12 protein-coding genes are annotated in these 17704 nt (G+C 50.3%); 7 read left to right on the forward strand and 5 right to left on the reverse strand.

Annotation, left to right across the window (positions count from 1 at the left end; genetic code table 11):
• The first annotated feature begins 262 nt into the window (after positions 1-262).
• Complete coding sequence (gene larB, locus DW677_RS08380) at positions 263-1048, forward strand: nickel pincer cofactor biosynthesis protein LarB (protein WP_117566889.1); 786 nt, start codon at positions 263-265, stop codon at positions 1046-1048.
• A 106-nt stretch (positions 1049-1154) separates the two neighbouring features.
• A complete protein-coding gene (gene larC, locus DW677_RS08385; protein WP_117566891.1) occupies positions 1155-2573 on the forward strand; it encodes a nickel pincer cofactor biosynthesis protein LarC in 1419 nt (472 codons plus the stop codon).
• A gap of 137 nt (positions 2574-2710) precedes the next feature.
• On the opposite strand, the gene DW677_RS08390 is transcribed toward larC, so the two are convergent.
• Genes DW677_RS08390 through DW677_RS08400 form a run of 3 tightly spaced genes read right to left on the reverse strand, consistent with a single transcriptional unit; the run spans position 2711 to position 6010 of the window.
• Positions 2711-3886: a M20 family metallopeptidase gene (locus DW677_RS08390; RefSeq protein ID WP_117483811.1), complete on the reverse strand. Its 1176-nt coding sequence runs from the start codon at positions 3884-3886 to the stop codon at positions 2711-2713.
• Between the two features lie 3 nt (positions 3887-3889).
• Complete coding sequence (locus DW677_RS08395; RefSeq protein WP_117483812.1) at positions 3890-5236, reverse strand: sodium/glutamate symporter; 1347 nt, start codon at positions 5234-5236, stop codon at positions 3890-3892.
• Positions 5237-5281: 45 nt separating this feature from the next.
• On the reverse strand, positions 5282-6010 hold the full coding sequence (locus tag DW677_RS08400) for a creatininase family protein (protein ID WP_015552267.1): 729 nt from the start codon (positions 6008-6010) through the stop codon (positions 5282-5284).
• Between the two features lie 149 nt (positions 6011-6159).
• On the opposite strand from DW677_RS08400, the gene DW677_RS08405 reads away from it, so the two are divergent.
• Complete coding sequence (locus DW677_RS08405) at positions 6160-7047, forward strand: LysR family transcriptional regulator (protein WP_158553042.1); 888 nt, start codon at positions 6160-6162, stop codon at positions 7045-7047.
• A gap of 369 nt (positions 7048-7416) precedes the next feature.
• On the opposite strand, the gene DW677_RS08410 is transcribed toward DW677_RS08405, so the two are convergent.
• Positions 7417-7959 (reverse strand): NADH peroxidase, encoded by a 543-nt coding sequence (locus DW677_RS08410; RefSeq protein ID WP_021904452.1) that lies wholly within the window; start codon positions 7957-7959, stop codon positions 7417-7419.
• A gap of 111 nt (positions 7960-8070) precedes the next feature.
• On the reverse strand, positions 8071-8463 hold the full coding sequence (locus DW677_RS08415) for a transcriptional repressor (RefSeq protein WP_117515722.1): 393 nt from the start codon (positions 8461-8463) through the stop codon (positions 8071-8073).
• A gap of 385 nt (positions 8464-8848) precedes the next feature.
• On the opposite strand from DW677_RS08415, the gene DW677_RS08420 reads away from it, so the two are divergent.
• The 4 genes from DW677_RS08420 to DW677_RS08435 all read left to right on the forward strand — a co-directional run bounded on the left by DW677_RS08420 (position 8849) and on the right by DW677_RS08435 (position 17671).
• On the forward strand, positions 8849-13702 hold the full coding sequence (locus DW677_RS08420; RefSeq protein WP_117566893.1) for a cytidyltransferase-related domain protein: 4854 nt from the start codon (positions 8849-8851) through the stop codon (positions 13700-13702).
• Positions 13703-13854: 152 nt separating this feature from the next.
• Entirely contained in the window at positions 13855-15117 is a 1263-nt protein-coding gene (locus tag DW677_RS08425; protein ID WP_117566895.1) for a lactate dehydrogenase, read from the forward strand.
• A 193-nt stretch (positions 15118-15310) separates the two neighbouring features.
• Positions 15311-16408 (forward strand): NAD(P)H-dependent oxidoreductase, encoded by a 1098-nt coding sequence (locus DW677_RS08430; RefSeq protein WP_347473095.1) that lies wholly within the window; start codon positions 15311-15313, stop codon positions 16406-16408.
• Positions 16409-16627: 219 nt separating this feature from the next.
• Positions 16628-17671 carry a TAXI family TRAP transporter solute-binding subunit gene (locus DW677_RS08435; protein ID WP_117470541.1) on the forward strand — a complete coding sequence of 348 codons (1044 nt, stop codon included), beginning with the start codon at positions 16628-16630 and terminating at the stop codon, positions 17669-17671.
• Positions 17672-17704 lie beyond the last annotated feature (33 nt).

Genomic DNA, 17704 nt, shown 5'->3' on the forward strand with positions numbered 1-17704 from the left:
ATCGGGCGGTATGCGATACAGGATATAGACATGGAGGAGCTGTGCCGCAAAAATAAGATAAGATCAGAATAGTTGCCATGAAGGGAGCAGAAAGCCGGTCAGAAGGACGGGCTGCTCTTTTCATGGCTTTTTGTTGCCGTGTACCGCGCACCTGGAATTCAAGGAAGCTTTCAGCGGCTGAAAATTCAGATGGAGGCAGACGGCTGCGCCGGTGCGGACATGAGCAGCGGCACTTTTTAGAAAAAGGAGAATTTTATTATACATGGAAGATATACGCGAAATGTTGAAAAAGGTAGCGGCGGGAGAGCTGTCTGTGGATAACGCTGTTCTGGAGCTGAAGAAAGAGCCGTTTACAGCAGCAGGATACGATGATCTGGGATTCGCGAAGCTGGATACCCACCGGAAGCTGCGTCAGGGTGCGGCGGAAGTGATCTACGGCGCGGGAAAAACTCCGGGACAGATCGCCGGAATCGTGGAGGCAATGAAAAAGCGGAAGCAGGAGACGATCCTGATCACGCGTGTTGACGAGGAAAAGAGCCGGGAGACGGAGCAGCTGTTGGCAGAACTGTATCCGACCGGCAGCGGATATCAATATTTTAAGGAAGCGAAGGTTGCGATCTGCGGAAGCTTCCCGGAAAAAGACGGCGTTGGGACGATCGTGGTGGCGACCGGCGGAACCAGTGATATTCCGGTTGCGGAGGAGGCGGCACTCACGGCGGAGGCTCTGGGGAATCAGGTGGAACGTCTTTATGACGTGGGTGTCGCGGGACTTCACCGCCTGATCTCCCACATGGACTCCATCATGAACGCCCGAGTGATCATCGCCATCGCGGGTATGGAAGGCGCTCTTGCCAGCGTCATCGGTGGTCTCGCCGACTGCCCGGTGATCGCGGTGCCGACCAGCATCGGATACGGCGCGTCCTTCGGCGGTGTATCAGCGCTGCTCTCCATGCTGAATTCCTGCGCCAGCGGTGTCAGTGTGGTGAATATCGATAACGGCTTTGGAGCCGGGTATCTGGCGAGCATGATGAACCATATGCGTGGATAAAAGCTTGAAAATCAGTCCGCGCTGCTGTGCAGCTGGAGGAAGATGCCAGCAGCGGGCGAAATGCAAGAAAATAATTTGCGTAATTTTTAAATGAGGTGGAACTGATATGAAAACATTATATTTTGACTGCGGAATGGGCGCTGCCGGAGATATGCTGATGGCATCTCTCTACGAAATCTGCCCGGATAAAGAGAAGTTTTTAAAGATGATGAATGGGATGGGGATTCCGGGGCTTTCCGTCGAAGCAGAACCGTCAGTAAAGTGTGGGATCACCGGGACGCATATGAAAGTGACGATCCATGGGGAAGAAGAGGAGAGTGTAGACGTCGACCTGCAGGGGCATGAGCATCACCACGATCATGATGAAGATCACCATCATACTCATGACCATGAAGACAGTCATCATACCCATGATCATCACCACGACCATGAAGGTGACCATCATGACCATAGCCATGAAGCACATCACCATTCCCATGAACTGGCAGAATTAGCAGCAGAGCAGACCATTCACGAGCACACCCACACCCATGACCACGATCATGATTGCGGACATGACCATACCCACGATCATGGTCACACCCACCACCATCACGCCAGCATGGCGGGCATCTCTCACATTATCGAGCACTTAAACCTTCCGGAAGAGGTTAAAGCGGATGTTGTAGCCGTTTATCAGTTGATCGCCGAGGCGGAATCCCACGTCCATGGAAAGACTGTCGAGGAGATCCACTTTCACGAGGTCGGCACCGCCGACGCGATCGCGGACATCGCCGGAGTCTGCCTCTTAATGCACATGATCGCTCCGAAAAAGGTTATCGCATCCCCGATCCATGTCGGAAGCGGAAATGTCCATTGTGCCCACGGAATCCTTCCGGTTCCGGCACCTGCGACAGCCTTTATTTTACAGGGACTTCCGATTTACAGCGGAGTCATCAAAGGAGAACTCTGCACCCCGACCGGAGCGGCACTGTTAAAGCACTTTGTGACAGAATTTAAGGAAATGCCGGTCATGCGGACTTCAGCGATCGGTTACGGTATGGGAAAGAAAGACTTTGAACGTGCCAACTGTGTCCGTGTTCTCCTTGGTGAAACGGAGGAGACAGGAAGTGAAGTGGCAGAGCTCTCCTGTAATCTCGATGATATGACTCCGGAAGCCCTCGGCTTCGTTCAGGAGATCCTCTTTGCCGCAGGTGCCCTTGAGGTCTACACGATCCCGATCGGCATGAAGAAGAGCCGCCCGGGAATCCTTTTAACCTGCATGTGCCGCTGCAATGACAAAGAAAAGATGGTATCTCTGCTCTTTAAGCACACAACAACGCTTGGCATTCGTGAGAGTATCAGCAAACGCTATACCCTGACAAGAACCATGAAAGAACACGAGACCCCGTATGGCGTGGTCCATGAGAAGGTTTCTGAAGGCTACGGCGTATGCCGCGGAAAACTGGAGTACGAAGACCTTGCAAAGATCGCGAGAGAGCAGGGGATGTCGTTAGAGGATGCGAAAAAACTGATTGGTAAATAGAATATAATAAGACGAAGAAGAGCAACCCTGGCGGATCGCTCTTCTTCGTCTATAGGGGTATCAGGTAAAGTCCGGATAATTCTGAACTTCTGGCGTACACCCGTGCCCCGGAGGAAGGAGGGGTATGAGATGGTATGTCAATGCAGGTATCTCAGCGCAAGTCCTGCGAAAACGGATGCACCGGAGGTAATTGCCTGTTCATCAAATACGATTCCGGCATTGTGCAGTGGGCGGGAAGATGCCGGATCATCATTTCTTGTTCCAATCCGGAACATAGCGCCCGGAACTTTTTCAAGGTATCTGGAGAAATCCTCAGATCCCATGGATGGAGTGGCGAGAGTGACTACATGGTCAGCGCCGAGTTCTTCAGTAGCCGCCTGCTCAATGAGATCCACAACATGGTTGTCGCAGACAACGGCAGGGACGCCTTTCTGGTAAACAATGTCGCATTCTCCCCCCATGGCTGCAGCGCCGTGGGAAACGATCTGCCGGATCTTTTCTTCCATCAGGGCACGGGTCTCGTTGCTGACAGTGCGCACAGTTCCTTCCATAACGACTTCGTCAGGAATAATGTTGGCTGCAGTACCGCCGGTGATCTTTCCGATGGTGAGGACTGCTGAATCGAGAGGTGCGATTGTTCTCGAAATAATGGTCTGTAACTCCGTTAGAATGTATGCGGATGTCATGACCGGATCGATGCTCTTGTGGGGGTGTGCGCCGTGTCCGCCTTTTCCGCGGATCGTGAGCTTTACTGTGTCAGAGGAAGCCATAAAGGAGCCGCGGCGGATGCCGATGGTTCCCGCCGGAATGTCCGGCCAGCAATGAAGACCGACAGCGAAATCCGGGTGATAATTTTCAAAAACGCCGGAATCAATAACCATCTGAGATCCGCTTAAGCGTTCTTCGGCAGGCTGGAACAGGAACAGAACCGTTCCTTTAAGTTCATCGCGAAGGGAAGTTAAAACCCGTGCAGCCAACAGTAGGGCGGTCGTATGGATGTCATGTCCGCAACTGTGGCAGACTCCGGTATTTTCTGAAGTAAAGGGAAGTCCTGATTTTTCGACCATCGGAAGTGCATCAATGTCGGCACGGAGAAGAATGGTATGTCCATTCTCCCCGCCTTTTAAAATACCGAGAACACCAGATTTAAACGGGATATCGGAAATTTCAATGCCATATTTGAGAAGCTGCTGACTTATGAATTCCGTTGTGTTTTTTTCCTCCATAGACAGCTCCGGATGGCGGTGGATATGACGCCGGATCTCGAGGGCATCACTTGTATATTGTTGGATCAGTTCGTTTACTTTACTCATAACTTATGCCTTCTTTACAGTGCGTCCAAATAATACGGTGCCGACGATCAGAAATGCGACGAGGAATCCAGCGGTTCCGAGAGTCGTGAGCAGCGGGCTGGAGAGGATCAGCATAGGGCCGATCGTGTTATACGGCTGCTGCCAGAAGGAACCGAGAGTACTGGAACCGGAAACACTCTCTGCGGCAAGTGTATCACCGTTCGGGTCAAGAACCTTGATTAAGAGAAGACCGGTAGCCAGACTTCCTGTACACTGTCCGTAAGCGCCCATTGCCATTTCAAACCAGTCCTTTCCATACCACTTCTTGGCAAGAATGATACAGATGACCGCTGTGAGAATGGTGATTGCGATAGAAGTAACGAGGATTGGAACCAGGAAGGAAGCCAGAACACTTAATTTGATGGTCGCAACATTCATAGCGATTACGTATTCAAGAGCGACACCGGAAATACGTTTCATGCTTCCACGGTCAATATACTGGCTATATTTTGTCTTGCTTAAAGCAATACCAATAATCGCACCCATGATCAGGCACATGGTGTAGAGCGGGATTTTGCTCCAGAACGGGAATACTTTAATGATCGCCTCGCGGAGAATATGGGAAATTGCAATAATTGTTCCGACAATCATCATCTGGAATGCCAGAGGATCGATAACGGAGGAACTGGAAATTGCAGTTGCCATGGATTTGCGCTCTTCCTTCGGTACGATACCGGTGATATCTTTCTGGTCGAGGTTGACGGAACTCATTTGCTTTCTTGTATAACCTTTTTTAGCGCCCCAGTTGATAATCCACATACCGCCGATCACCGCCATGAACATACCGATGGTTGCGTATGTCAGAGCGATACCGGTAGCGTCCTCCCAGCCTTCAGTAGCGAAGCAGCCGCCCATGATACCGGCAGAACCGTGTCCGCCATAGAAACCGGATACCGGAAGGAATCCCATTGCGTAAGGAACATTGCTCATGAACTTGGAGAGGAGAAAAGCGATTCCAAGTCCTGCGAGAACCTGTGCCATAAATACAGCGCCAGTTACACAGGTGGTAGAAAGTACATCACGTCCGAATTTTCCGGTGGAAGTTCCAAGGAACGATGTCGTAAAGATAAATGCGAACAGGAAATTTGTCCACTGTGAAATCCACTGGCTGAAGTGTAGGTGGATCGGGGAGAACTGTCCGAGGACCTGAGGACCGAGGAGCAGTCCTAAAATACCTGCGATTAAAGAAGTTGGAATATAGTATTTGTAAAAGAATGGTATTTTCTGACGGATCAGAAAGCCCACAAAAAGCAGCGTACTGATAGTCGAAATATCGATTAAAACAGTTGTTAGAGTCATGGTTTCTGCCATAGTAGTATCCCCCTTGTAAGGTAAGGCGTGTGATTTTGGGTAAGCTTAGAATTTTTTCTCCATATAGGAAACGATTCGGTCTACACAGCGGGTGACAATCTTTTCACCTTTTTCTTTTGTAGCGACGGTAGCATCGCCGATGGTTCCGTTCGGTGTTTTCTCAGTGAATCTCTGGAAACCAATGAAATCCGGGAATTCGCTCGCCGGAAGCGGTTCTACTCTGGAGAGTTCGTCCATGTCTACTAATTCCGGGAAAAGGTACATAAATACGGATGTGCCGCACTCACTTGCGTGTCCGTGAGCCATCTGGCCGCTGTACTGGAAGATATCACTTCCGTTTGCATTTGTAAATCTCCACCAGTCGATCTGGACGAGCTTGATATCATGCTCATTCATATATTTCTTACCGATGTAGTTTACAGTATCAACATTTCCTGCATGACCTGTGATGAAAACGAAATTCTTGGCCCCGTCTTTGATCAGTTTTCCGACAAGCCAGTCAAGCCAGTCTTCCAGGATCTTTCTTGGCATTGCGAATGTGCATGGGAAAGAAGCGAGTGCGGAGGATTCGCCGGCTTCAATCGTCGGAGCAATCAGCGCACCGGTCTTTTCAGCCACAAGTTCAGCAATTCTTTTAGCTGCGATCAGGTCACTTCCCATTGGGAGCTGCGGTCCATAGATCTCACACGCGCCAGTCGGGATGATGACGGTTGGGTTCTCGGCAAGGCGCTTCATATATTGCTTTCCACTCATTTTTCTGATATAATTTGTCATAAATTCAGTCTCCTTTACAAATACATATGTTTTCACTTGCAAACCGGCCGGGTTTCGATGAAATTATTGTAGCATCAGAGTGTACAAAATGGAAATGAAAGAAAAGTGTCGTGTTATGCAAAAAAAGTTTGTCTAACGGAGGTGATGGTTTGAATTTAGACAATGTAAAATGCTTTCTCAGTCTGGCGGAATGTTTGAATTTTACGAAAGCTGCTGAAAAAGAGCACATGACGCAGACATCCATGAGCCGGAAGATTAGTGGACTTGAGGAAGAACTCGGGGTACGGCTCTTTTATCGCGACAATCATCAGGTAATTCTTACAGATGCGGGAAGTGAGTTCTATGTTCAGGCACAGAAACTTCTGGATGTTTATGAATCGACGGTGCGTTTGGTGCAGAATGTGGAGCAGGGATATGCGAGATCATTGAAAATTGGTGTTGGAATCTATGAAGATGAGCTTTTAGATACATTTCTTGGCCAGTATGTTATGGCACATCCGGATGTGCGGATTACCTGTCTGCAGTATAGTTATCGGGAATTGCTGAAACGGTTTGAGCAGGGACTGCTCGATATTATTGTGACAAGTGATCAGTTCCTGTCGGGATATCCGGTGGAAAATGTTGACATGGAGTTGATTTATGATAAGCCATGGAAGATTATTTTGAATCGTGAACATCCGTTGGCAGAACGAACTGCTGTAACATCGGAAGATCTGAAGAATGAGATTATGATCACCATGTACGAGGGAAGTGTTTCACAGATTGCGGATCATTTCCGAACAGCGTTTAAATTCAGGGATATCATTCATGTGAATTCTTATAATACAAAGCTTATGATGGTCAACGCAAATCTCGGATTTGGACTTGTACCGGCATTTGTGCGTCTGGTGCGATATGAGAAAATTAAGATGAAAGAATTTGCTCCGCCGTATATCTCCAGATGTTTTTATGCCTTATGCCATAAAGAGAACCAAAATGGACATGTGAGGGAATTCTTTGAAGATTATGTGAAATATGCGCAAGAAGAACGCGATTAGAAAGTGACCAAATAGTTCAATCGACATCCGTCGACTTATATGGTAAAATTATCCTGTAATGGAGCGGAAAGCGAGGATGCGTTTCTGATGTCTGGTGCCCTCTGATTGTAAAGGGGGTGAAGCCGTATGAATACAATGGAAGTCCTAACATTATTACTAGTTATATTTTCAGCATTGTCATACATCGATAACCATAGAGACAAAAAGAACTAGCATCCTACCTACCACAGTAACTTGCTAGTTCTTTTTATACTATAACATACTGAGGGCATCGGACGTATATCCGAGTACCTTTCTGTCTTCATTATAACTGGAGCGGCTTGTTTTTTCAAGCCGCTCCAGTTTAATTTTAACTATTTTATTCAGAAATTAGCCAAAATATCTCTTTAAGAGACCAGCAAATGCCTTGCCATGTCTAGCCTCGTCTCTTGCCATCTCGTGAACTGTATCATGGATCGCATCAAGACCAGCGGCCTTTGCTCTCTTAGCGAGATCTGTCTTACCAGCAGTAGCGCCGTTCTCAGCCTCAACTCTCATCTCGAGGTTCTTCTTTGTGCTGTCTGTGATAACTTCACCGAGGAGCTCTGCGAACTTAGCAGCGTGCTCAGCCTCTTCGTAAGCTGCTTTCTCATAGTAAAGACCGATCTCCGGATAACCTTCTCTGTGGGCAACTCTTGCCATAGCGAGGTACATACCAACCTCAGAGCACTCACCGTTGAAGTTTGCTCTTAAGTCCTCAAGGATATCTTCGCTTACGCCCTGAGCAACACCAACTACGTGCTCAGAAGCCCAGCTCATTTCATCGCTCTGCTCAATGAACTTGGAAGCCGGTGCGTTACATACCGGACATTTCTCCGGAGCAGCCTCACCCTCATATACATAACCACATACGGAACAGACAAATTTCTTCATAGCGTTTTCTCCTTTTCATTTATAAAATATTGTGTTTTGAAATCAATAATAGTAACTGTTACTGATATTATATTCTAATTGACTCTGAATGTCAATAGAATTTTTATTTTTTTAGTATTCCTTTTTCCGGCAGTCCTCACATTCGCCGTAAAAGAAAACAGTGTGGGAATCGACCCGTCCCGGAAACGGAGCGGAGAGAAGATCCGAAGTGTCACGAACCAGCTCCAGAGGCATATCGATGATCGCTCCGCAAGTCTTGCACACAAAGTGATAATGCGGATCTGTGTTGTAATCAAAATGCTCCGATCCGTCTCCGCTGGAAAAACGCTGGATCTCGCCCATATCCGCCAGAAGCTTTAAATTGCGGTATACAGTTCCCAGGCTGATCTTCGGGTATTCTTTGCTGATCGTTACATAGACGGCGTCTGCGGTCGGATGATCCTTGCGGTTTTTCAGGCACTCCCGGATAGATTCGCGCTGGCGGCTGAATTTTAATGCTTTCATGGTGAACCTCCTTTCTGGATTTGTAAAGACCAAACAACAATAATAATGATAATTGTTATCAACATAATACCATCAGAGATATCCACTGTCAAGTATGAAGTGATAAAATTTTTTTAAAACTGCTCAGATCATACATGAAATCAAATTCCTTGAAAACAGCTGATCTCAGCGCCAAAACACATGTATTTAACTGCGTACAATCTGTAGGAAAATTCCTTGAAAACACCTTAAGAAGTGTTTATACTGTTCTTATAATTGAAGGCAGCCGGAAAACTGTTCTTCAAAGCTGCTCATATTCCCTGCTTGGCACGGGAGTCCCTACGGCAGCAGGACCAGAATTTCTGTACGATCCGTCCTCAAAACCCCACGAAACGGAGGTATATCCATGTATAACAGACACATCCGCCACCTTGTGACAGAGCTTGGAAACCGTCTGTCAGACAAAGAATTTTTAAAAAAGATCGGTCTCAGCCGCCGCAGCATGCAGCAGCTCTTTGATAAAGACCGCTGGGAAGTGATCTTCGAGAAGGCATTCCCGGTAACAAGACGTTTTTCCTGCGCGGAGATTCTGGAATTCTGCCGCGTAGATATGGAAAAACTCAGCAATGAACCGGAGGAGGGATGGCTTTCCTTCGCTTATAAATATTCGACCCACATTCTGTACCCGGATGCGGATTTCGCTGTGTCCGCAGCTCCTTATGCGCCGTCTGCGCTCTATTTCCTGAATGTTCTCCAGTACTTCTTTGATGAAGAACGGAAGGTTCTGCCGTTCGATCCATATGATGATTTCCGCTTTCTGACAGAAGAAGAATATGCCGGTTTTGAGCGTGCCGGTGAGTATGCCCACTTTATCCGTGAGTTCCGTGATCAGTACATATACGAGATGATGCGGTTAAACCGTGAGGCGACCCCGTTCGAGACGCTGGGACATATCGCGGGTGTCCACTATGTTGCGATGGTGGCAGCCCGGGGGCTTTATGAGGCGGGGGTGCCAATTGACCTGGCGTTGGCGTCGGGCGCAGCAGCGGGACATGACCTCGGAAAATTTGGCTGTAAGCCGGATGAGCGGGTTCCGTACCTTCACTATTTTTATACGAACCAGTGGTTTACCGCCTACAATATGGAAGGAATCGGCCACATCGCCGCGAACCATTCCACCTGGGATCTGGAGCTCGACAATATCTCTGTGGAGTCCCTGGTTCTGATTTACGCCGATTTCCGCGTAAAACAGATGCGCGGCGAGGATGGCCGCGAGATCACGAAGATCTACACGTTAAAAGATTCCTTTGATGTGATCCTGTCAAAGCTTGACAATGTGGATGAGGCAAAACGGAACCGCTACCGCGTCGTCTACTCCCGCCTCTACGAATTCGAGCGTTACATGCGTTCCAAAGGCGTGGATGTGGATCTGACAGGAAACCCGGATCCGGCGGAGCAGCCGGTAGATATTGTCGTACAGACCGGAAAACAGGTGGTCCGCTCCTTCGTATTCTGGGGAATCGAGCATAACATCGACGTGATGCATCGTCTCGGCACCGAGCGCCAGTTCGGAAACATCCTGGAGGCGGCCCGGAGCGAAAAAGACTGGAAGAATGTCCGCGCCTACTTAAACATGTTCAACGAATATTCGATCCACCTGAACCACCGCCAGAAAGAGCAGACCATCAGCTTCCTGTACGAGCTCCTCTTAAACCGTGAGGGCGATATCCGGAGACAGGCGGCGGCGCTCATCGGAAAAATGTTCGCAGATTTCAACGCCGGATACCGGAAAGAGCTGCCGAAAAATATGCCGGATCCGGACGCTAAGACGGCACTGACGCTCTGGGAGGAGTGTCTTGGACAGCTCGTATGCCCGGATTACCGCCTGACCCTGCAGCAGAAGAACCGAATTCAGAATTCTCTGAAATTTGTCATGGTATCCGCCATGGACCGGAGCTCGGAGAAGGTCCGGGAAGAGCTGTTCGAGGTCTTCATGAAGTGGTTTGACGGACATCACCGCCTTGTGGGCGATCCGGTATTCTACTTATTAGACTGTATCTTCTCCCTGCCCCTGGATCTTTGCAGCAAGGGCAGCCGTCTGGAACGGCTGATCCGCTTTGCCATCAGCCATATGGATGACCCGGATGAGAAGGTACAGATCGCAGCCGTCCGTGTCTTAAAGATCCTGACTCAGGCAGTACCGCCGGAAAGCGCCTGCTACGAGATCGCCTGCGACGCGGCACACCGGATCAATCCGAGGACGATCACGCTGTTATTCTTACAGTACCGGATCTATACGAACCTGCGTCTGGACACCACCGCCCAGCGGGAAGTCTTATACGGACATGATGTGGTCAGCGATATCTTCCTTGAAAATTTAAAATCCGCTACTCCGTGGATCTTGAAATCCGTAAACATCAAGCTTCTGGCAGATCAGGTAGATCACGGAAAGCGGGATCACCTTCTCCATATCTGTGCCCATTTTTCCAACCTGATCAAAGTCAGCGAGCAGGTTGGTGTCCGCCATGACGCGGGCCGCGCGCTCCTGCGTCTTGCCCATTTGCTGGCAACAGACCAGAGAAACGAGATCGCGGTGGAACTCTTAAAGGGACTGGAAGTGGGAGAGTACGAGTTCTCCAAATACATTCCGGAATACCTCGGCGAGTTCGCCTTATGGCTGCCGCCGGAACAGCTTGATGACATGATCGAGCGACTGCACATCCTGCTGGCGAACGGAAACGAAAGGATCGTGTCCGTTGCCCTCGATACGTTAGGAGTCCTTTTGGAGTGCTATTCGCGGTATACCGTCCGTTTCCATGAGTCCGAGGAAGTATCGGAAGAACGCCGCATGAAGCTTCTCGGCCTGATTTTAAGCTGTCTTGCAAACTACCGGGAGCAGGTCCGCCAGGAGGCACTGCTTGTCATCGGACAGCATATTTTCGGTTCACAGATCCTTGCGGAGCGGGACAAGAGCAGGATGTTCTCCCTTTGCGCAAAGAAACTCCTGTTCCTGTTAAATGAGAATAAGGGCGGCGAGCTGAGTCTCTACTACCGTGCTGCGACCCTGTCCCATATCGACCGTTTTATCGCCCACTACCAGTTGTTCGGCGGTCTGGTGGAGACCAGGACGCGGGAGAAGATCGCATTTTTCCCGGGAACCTTCGACCCGTTTACCTTATCCCACAAGGAGATCGCAAAGAAGATCCAGGAGCTCGGATTTACCGTATTTCTTGCCATTGATGAGTTTTCCTGGTCGAAGAAGACCCAGCCGCATCTGGTGCGCCGACAGATCGTAAACATGTCCATCGCGGACGAGTTTTATGTCCATTTATTCCCGGACAACACGCCGGTAAATATCGCGAATCCGGCGGACCTGCGGAGGCTGAAGGAGATGTTCCCGACGGAAGAACTCTATATCGTTGTGGGATCCGACGTGATCCACAACGCGAGCTCCTACAAGAAGGATCCGGAGGAGAATTCCATCCATTCCTTCAACCACATCGTCTTCCGGCGCCCTGGTGAGGCACACCCGACGGAGGTTTACGAGCAGATCACCGGAAAAGTCGTGCAGCTGGAGCTCCCGCAGGAGCTGGAGGATATCAGCTCCACGAAGATCCGTGAAAATATTGATAACCACCGCGATATTTCCAGCCTCATCGACCCGGTAGTCCAGGAATACATTTACCACAAGGGCATGTACCTGCGCGAGCCGGAATTCAAGCCGATCTTACGGGCGAAAGCTATCGCCTTCGAGAACGCGGCGGGCAGGGACCGTGAGGTACTGGACGAGCTTGGAAACACTGTTCTCTACGGACATCCGGACGCCCAGGCGATCCTGACAAAGATCCAGGTGGAGAATGACCGCCTGCTGATCTTAAGAAATACCGTGGAAGGTGAGCGCCCGGCGGGCTTTGTGAGCTACCGGGAGATCGGAAACGAGGATCTGTTCGGCGTCTTAAAGGACATGGAGCTGGCAAACCTGGTCCGCGGAAAGAGCAGCCGGGAGATCCTTCTGATCACAGGCATCTATGCGAGAGAGGATGGCACCGGGGACAGCGGGGTGATCCGCGATGCCCCGCAGCAGCTTCTCGTTGAAGTGCTGGCGAAAGAGTTGGAGAAAAACTACAGTTTCGCATTGTTTGTCGCGGAGCGCGGCACAGCGACGAAAGAGGTCGTGTACGTGCTGGAGAGACAGGGCTTTATCCGTCCGCATATGGCGGACGAGAACGACAAGCGGACGATCTACATGGTCGACATGCATGAGCCGTTAATGTTCCTGCATAACCTGGATACTACGATCAAGGAGCCGTTTGCCAGCAATCCGGCGGTTCTGGATGCTGTGGAGAAAAACCACAAAAAGCTTCAGATCGCTATGACGAAGCTGTATCCGGGAAATCTTGTACTGTCCTTGTCATCCGGCATCATGTATCATCGTCTTGTGGACCGGATCACGGCGCTCAACGATGTTCCGAGAGAGCCGCTGGTGCCGAGAAGACTCGGAAAGAACATGTGCGTTCCGTTCGGTAAGATCCTGCGTGGAAAGGTTGTGCCGAATACGGTGACGAAGACGCTGCATACCGATAAGGTCTATGAGCCGGATCTGAACAGCTTTACGATCGAGCCGTTCCCGTACTACTCACCGTTAAAAAGCCAGATCGAGACCATCAAGTCCTTCGATCGGCCGGTGATCCTGGTGGATGACCTCGTCCACACGGCGAACCGGCTCCAGGTGCTCGTTCCGCAGCTCAGGGAAGACGGGATCCCGATCAAGAAGGTCGTCGTGGGCGTCCTGTCCGGCTACGGCCGCGACCTGATGCAGTGCCTGAAGGTGCCGGTGGAGAGCATCTACTCGATGCCGAACCTGCGCCAGTGGTTCGTGGAGTCTACACTGTATCCGTTTATCGGTGGCGATACCGTGCGCCGTGAGGAGATGAAGGTTGCGGGACTTCAGCCGTCCATCAACATGATTCTGCCCTACGCGACGCCGAGACTTTCCGGCTGCAGCCGGGAGGCGCTTGTGGAGTTCTCGGCCTGCTGTATCGAGAATTCCAGGGATCTTTTCCAGGTCCTTGAAGCGGAATACCGGAAAATGTACGCGAAAAACCTTACCCTTTCACGCCTCTCCGAGGCCGTCATCCTGCCGCTCTGCCCGGATAAGGGAAGCTGTATGGAGTATGATGAGAACCTGGCGGCGTCAGTATATCTGGAGAATGATCTGGAGACGCTGTGGAGGATGAAAGAGTTTCTGATCAAGGGATAAAATGCTGAACGCCGTCTGGAATTTCGAGAGGCTGAGGGCTTAAAAGGAAGATCTGCGATAATCGTGGGCTGTGTATCAAAGCCGTAAGGTCGGCAGACCTGAATGGCTTTGGTGCATGGCAGTAAAATATGGAAATCAGGGGGAATGAAATTATGGTAACCTATTATAAAATCGGAGACATGTTTTGCGCGTCCGCGCACGGCGATCTGCCATATGAAAAAACGGAGAAACCGGCAGCAGGGACAACGCTCACCTGGCTCTTTACCGGAGAACCGGGCAGCCGCCGCGCATCATTTCTCGTAAACCATCCGGCAGAGCTCTTCGCAGAGTGTGAGGATGTCAGCTGGTTAAACACAAACAGATTAAATGCGTCCGCATACGACGGACAGACCAGGGAACTCCCGGCGGATCTCCTCGCGCAGCTCGATGCCGGAACACTCCGCGCGGTAAACGCGTCCCACCCGAAATTTGAGGAGATCCTGGCATATAAGCCGAAAGAGGGCAAAAAGCGTGTCCATGTTCTGGCGATCGGCGATGTGGGCAGCATGCTCTTAACAGGTCTCCATCTTCTCGGCGGAGATGTGATCTCCTCCATCGGAATCTGTGATATCTCCGACAAGGTGACTGCCCGCTGGGAGTTTGAGGAGAACCAGATCGCCTATCCGTGGGACTATGACGCGATGCCGGAGGTGGACGTTGTGGACCAGGATCACCTCTTTGACTGTGATGTGTTCGTATTCGTGGCCTCAAAGGGAATCCCGCCGGTCGGTTCCGGTGTCAAGGATGTCCGCATGTACCAGTTCGAGAACAACTCAAAGATCATCGGACATTACGCGAAGATGGCGAGAGAAAAGAACTTTAAGGGCTTATTCTGCGCCGTCTCCGATCCGGTGGACCCGCTTGCGAAGACCGCGTTCCTTGAGAGCAACAAGAATGAGGCAGGAGAGTACGACTGGATGGGACTTCTCCCGGAGCAGATACAGGGATTCGGCCTCGGTGTTATGAATGCGAGAGCTGCATATTATGCAAAACGTGATCCGAGGTTTAAGCAGTTTTTGACGGAAGGCCGTTCCTTCGGACCGCACGGACAGGATCTCGTTATCGCGGATTCCATCGAAAACTACAACGATGAGCTCTCAAAAGAACTGACAAACCTCACCGTCACCGCAAACCTCCACATGCGCGCCATCGGCTACAAACCGTTCGTTGCCCCGGCGTTCTCATCCGGCGCGATCTCGATCCTGATGACGCTCAGAAAGCAGTGGCACTGCGGTTCCGTGTTTCTCGGCGGCGTTTACATGGGCGTGAAGAACCGCTATACAGAACATGGCCTCGAGACGGAGGCACTGGCGCTGCCGGACGCTTTGTATGAGAGGATCGTGTTCGCGGCTGAAAATCTTGCGAAGATCGTGTAGAGGTTGTTTCTGCGGCGAAGGCTAGAATATAGAAAAATGCTGATCTGATTTGTCCCGGCAGGTTTCCCGTATGTCGGGGAGAACTGCCGGGATTTTTATATGTGCCGTGTTGAGGATGGAAAGCCGTTGTTATAAAAATATCAGTGATCATGTATATTGAGTGAAGCAGATTTATCAGGGAGAGTGATACATCATGGAGAGTGACAGATTGTTAGTTCTATATCCGCAAAAACGAGGCCCGGAGAAAGAACGGTCGCGTATGGACGAGGTTTTGAGGGCGGCGCTTGACGGGATCGATGCCGAGATCGTGGAAGATATGGAAATTTTGGAGCAGGATCCCTTCAAATATCGTGGACGCAGACTCCTGTTTGCAGTTCCACTTGGGAGAAATGGCATCAACCGCGGTTACTACGAAGTTCTCGCCTGGCTGCGGGGCGGTGACCAGGTCCTCGCGGGGGCGACTGCTGGGATGATCATCGACGCGGAGAGCGAATTCTACACGAAAGCGACGGCAAGAGAGCTTGCGGTGGCGGCAAACCGCGCCGGATGTGCCTTTGTCGGCCGCCCGCTGGTGGAAGGAACCGCCTCCCTCGATAACTACCTGATCCAGGCTGCCAATATGAACACCGATCGGTTCGGCGCTTATAAAAAGAGCGCTGCGATCCTGGCGCATCAAATTCTGGAAGAAACATGGCAGCCGAAAGAAGAATCGCACCTTCTGGTCCTTCACGCCTCAAACCACAGGACCTCCAATACCCTGGCGATCTGGCAGAAAGTAAAGGAGTGCCTGGATGAACGGATCAGGATCCAGGAGATCAACCTGCGAAACGGCACTCTCGTGGACTGTTCGGGATGTCCATACCAGATGTGCCTGCACTTTGGTGAGCAGGGAAAATGCTTCTACGGCGGAGCCATGGTGGAAAATATCTACCCGGCGGTCAAGTGGGCTGACGCGATCCTGCTCCTCTGTCCAAACTACAACGATGCCCTGTCCGCGAATATGACGGCGTTTATCAACCGCCTGACAGCCCTGTTCCGGACCACACGGTTCTACGACAAAGCCCTGTTCGGAATTATCGTATCCGGCTATTCCGGCAGTGACCTTCTCGCTGGGCAGCTCGTAACAGCCCTCAATATGAACAAGACCTTCTACCTCCCGGGCAATTTCTGCATGATGGAGACAGCCAACAACGCCGGTGCTGCCATGAAGCTTCCGGGTATCGAAGACAGGATCAAGGAATTTAGCGAAAAAATGACGCATATACTGATAAAAGAGACACAAAATAGCTGATACAATTTTTGAATTTCAAGCAATTGTGCGTCAAAACTTTACATCACGGAAGTGAACAACTGCAATTATGAGAAAAGCAACGAATAGCTGAAAGATTTCAGACGTTTACAAAAATTACTAATATTTGTTGCAAAAGTAACAATAGAGATGTATAATATGTTCGTAAGCTTCCTTTGCTGAAACATTGTGCAAAGGAACAGAAAAAGGAGGTAGAAAGATATGAGAAAGAGATTTTCCGCAGCAATGGCACTCGCATTATCCTGTGCAATGGTACTGACCGCTTGTTCCGGCGGCAGCAAACCGGCAGAGACAACAGCAGCCGCAGCTGACACTACTGCAGCAGCAGCTGAAACAACAGCAGCCGCAGCAGCCCCGAGTGGTGATGCCCAGAAGTTAACAATGGGTACTGGCGGAACCACCGGTACATATTACGCATTCGGTGGTGTAATCGCGAATGTATTAAACAGCAAAGACATCGGAGTGAACATTAACGTTCAGTCTACCGGTGCTTCCAAAGCAAATATCTACCTTGTAAACGACGGTGAAGCAGACCTCGCGATCGTACAGAACGACGTTATGGACTATGCTTACAACGGAACTGACCTCTTCGCAGAAGAAGGCGCAGCAAAAGATTTCACAACAGTTGCAGCCCTCTACGCTGAGGTTTGCCAGATCGTATCCTCCGGCGATATCAAATCTGTCGCTGACTTAAAGGGCAAGAGAGTATCCGTTGGTGACGCAGGCTCCGGTGTTGAGTTCAACGCACGTCAGATCCTCGAGGCTTATGACATCTCCTTCGATGATATCCAGGTCAACAACCTCGGATTCGGTGATTCCGCAGATGCGTTAAAAGACGGCAAGATCGATGCTTTCTTCTGTACAGCAGGCGCACCGACAACAGCGATCGTAGAGCTCGCTACAACAAACGCGATCAACCTTCTTGAGATCGATGACGAGCATGCGAAGAAGCTTGCGGATGCACATCCGTTCTACACAACATACGCAATCCCGGGCGGCTCCTATAAGGGCGTTGACGATGATGTTCAGACAGTTGCTATCAAAGCTACTCTGATCGCATCCCCGAAGCTTTCCGAAGAAACAGTTTATAACCTCACAAAGGCTATTTTCGATAACAAAGATGAGATCGCTTCCACACATGCAAAGGGCGAAGAGCTTGATCTCGAATATGCGGTTTCCGGTATTTCTGTTCCGTTCCATCCGGGTGCTGAGAAGTACTTCAAGGAAGTAGGAGCAATCAAGTAATTACCTTGAAAAACAGGAAAGTAAGATTCTTTA

Origin of the sequence: Clostridium sp. AM25-23AC, assembly GCF_003435125.1 — a bacterium.
Lineage (GTDB): Bacteria > Bacillota > Clostridia > Lachnospirales > Lachnospiraceae > Pilosibacter > Pilosibacter fragilis.

What these genes read in the sequence shown, in the direction of transcription:
- DW677_RS08430 (WP_347473095.1), top strand. Translation starts at nt 15,311, where the DNA reads ATGGAGAGTGACAGATTGTTAGTTCTATATCCGCAAAAACGAGGCCCG.
- DW677_RS08420 (WP_117566893.1), top strand. Translation starts at nt 8,849, where the DNA reads ATGTATAACAGACACATCCGCCACCTTGTGACAGAGCTTGGAAACCGT.
- DW677_RS08395 (WP_117483812.1), bottom strand. Translation starts at nt 5,236, where the DNA reads ATGGCAGAAACCATGACTCTAACAACTGTTTTAATCGATATTTCGACT.
- DW677_RS08415 (WP_117515722.1), bottom strand. Translation starts at nt 8,463, where the DNA reads ATGAAAGCATTAAAATTCAGCCGCCAGCGCGAATCTATCCGGGAGTGC.
- DW677_RS08425 (WP_117566895.1), top strand. Translation starts at nt 13,855, where the DNA reads ATGGTAACCTATTATAAAATCGGAGACATGTTTTGCGCGTCCGCGCAC.
- DW677_RS08400 (WP_015552267.1), bottom strand. Translation starts at nt 6,010, where the DNA reads ATGACAAATTATATCAGAAAAATGAGTGGAAAGCAATATATGAAGCGC.
- DW677_RS08435 (WP_117470541.1), top strand. Translation starts at nt 16,628, where the DNA reads ATGAGAAAGAGATTTTCCGCAGCAATGGCACTCGCATTATCCTGTGCA.
- DW677_RS08390 (WP_117483811.1), bottom strand. Translation starts at nt 3,886, where the DNA reads ATGAGTAAAGTAAACGAACTGATCCAACAATATACAAGTGATGCCCTC.
- larB (WP_117566889.1), top strand. Translation starts at nt 263, where the DNA reads ATGGAAGATATACGCGAAATGTTGAAAAAGGTAGCGGCGGGAGAGCTG.
- larC (WP_117566891.1), top strand. Translation starts at nt 1,155, where the DNA reads ATGAAAACATTATATTTTGACTGCGGAATGGGCGCTGCCGGAGATATG.
- DW677_RS08410 (WP_021904452.1), bottom strand. Translation starts at nt 7,959, where the DNA reads ATGAAGAAATTTGTCTGTTCCGTATGTGGTTATGTATATGAGGGTGAG.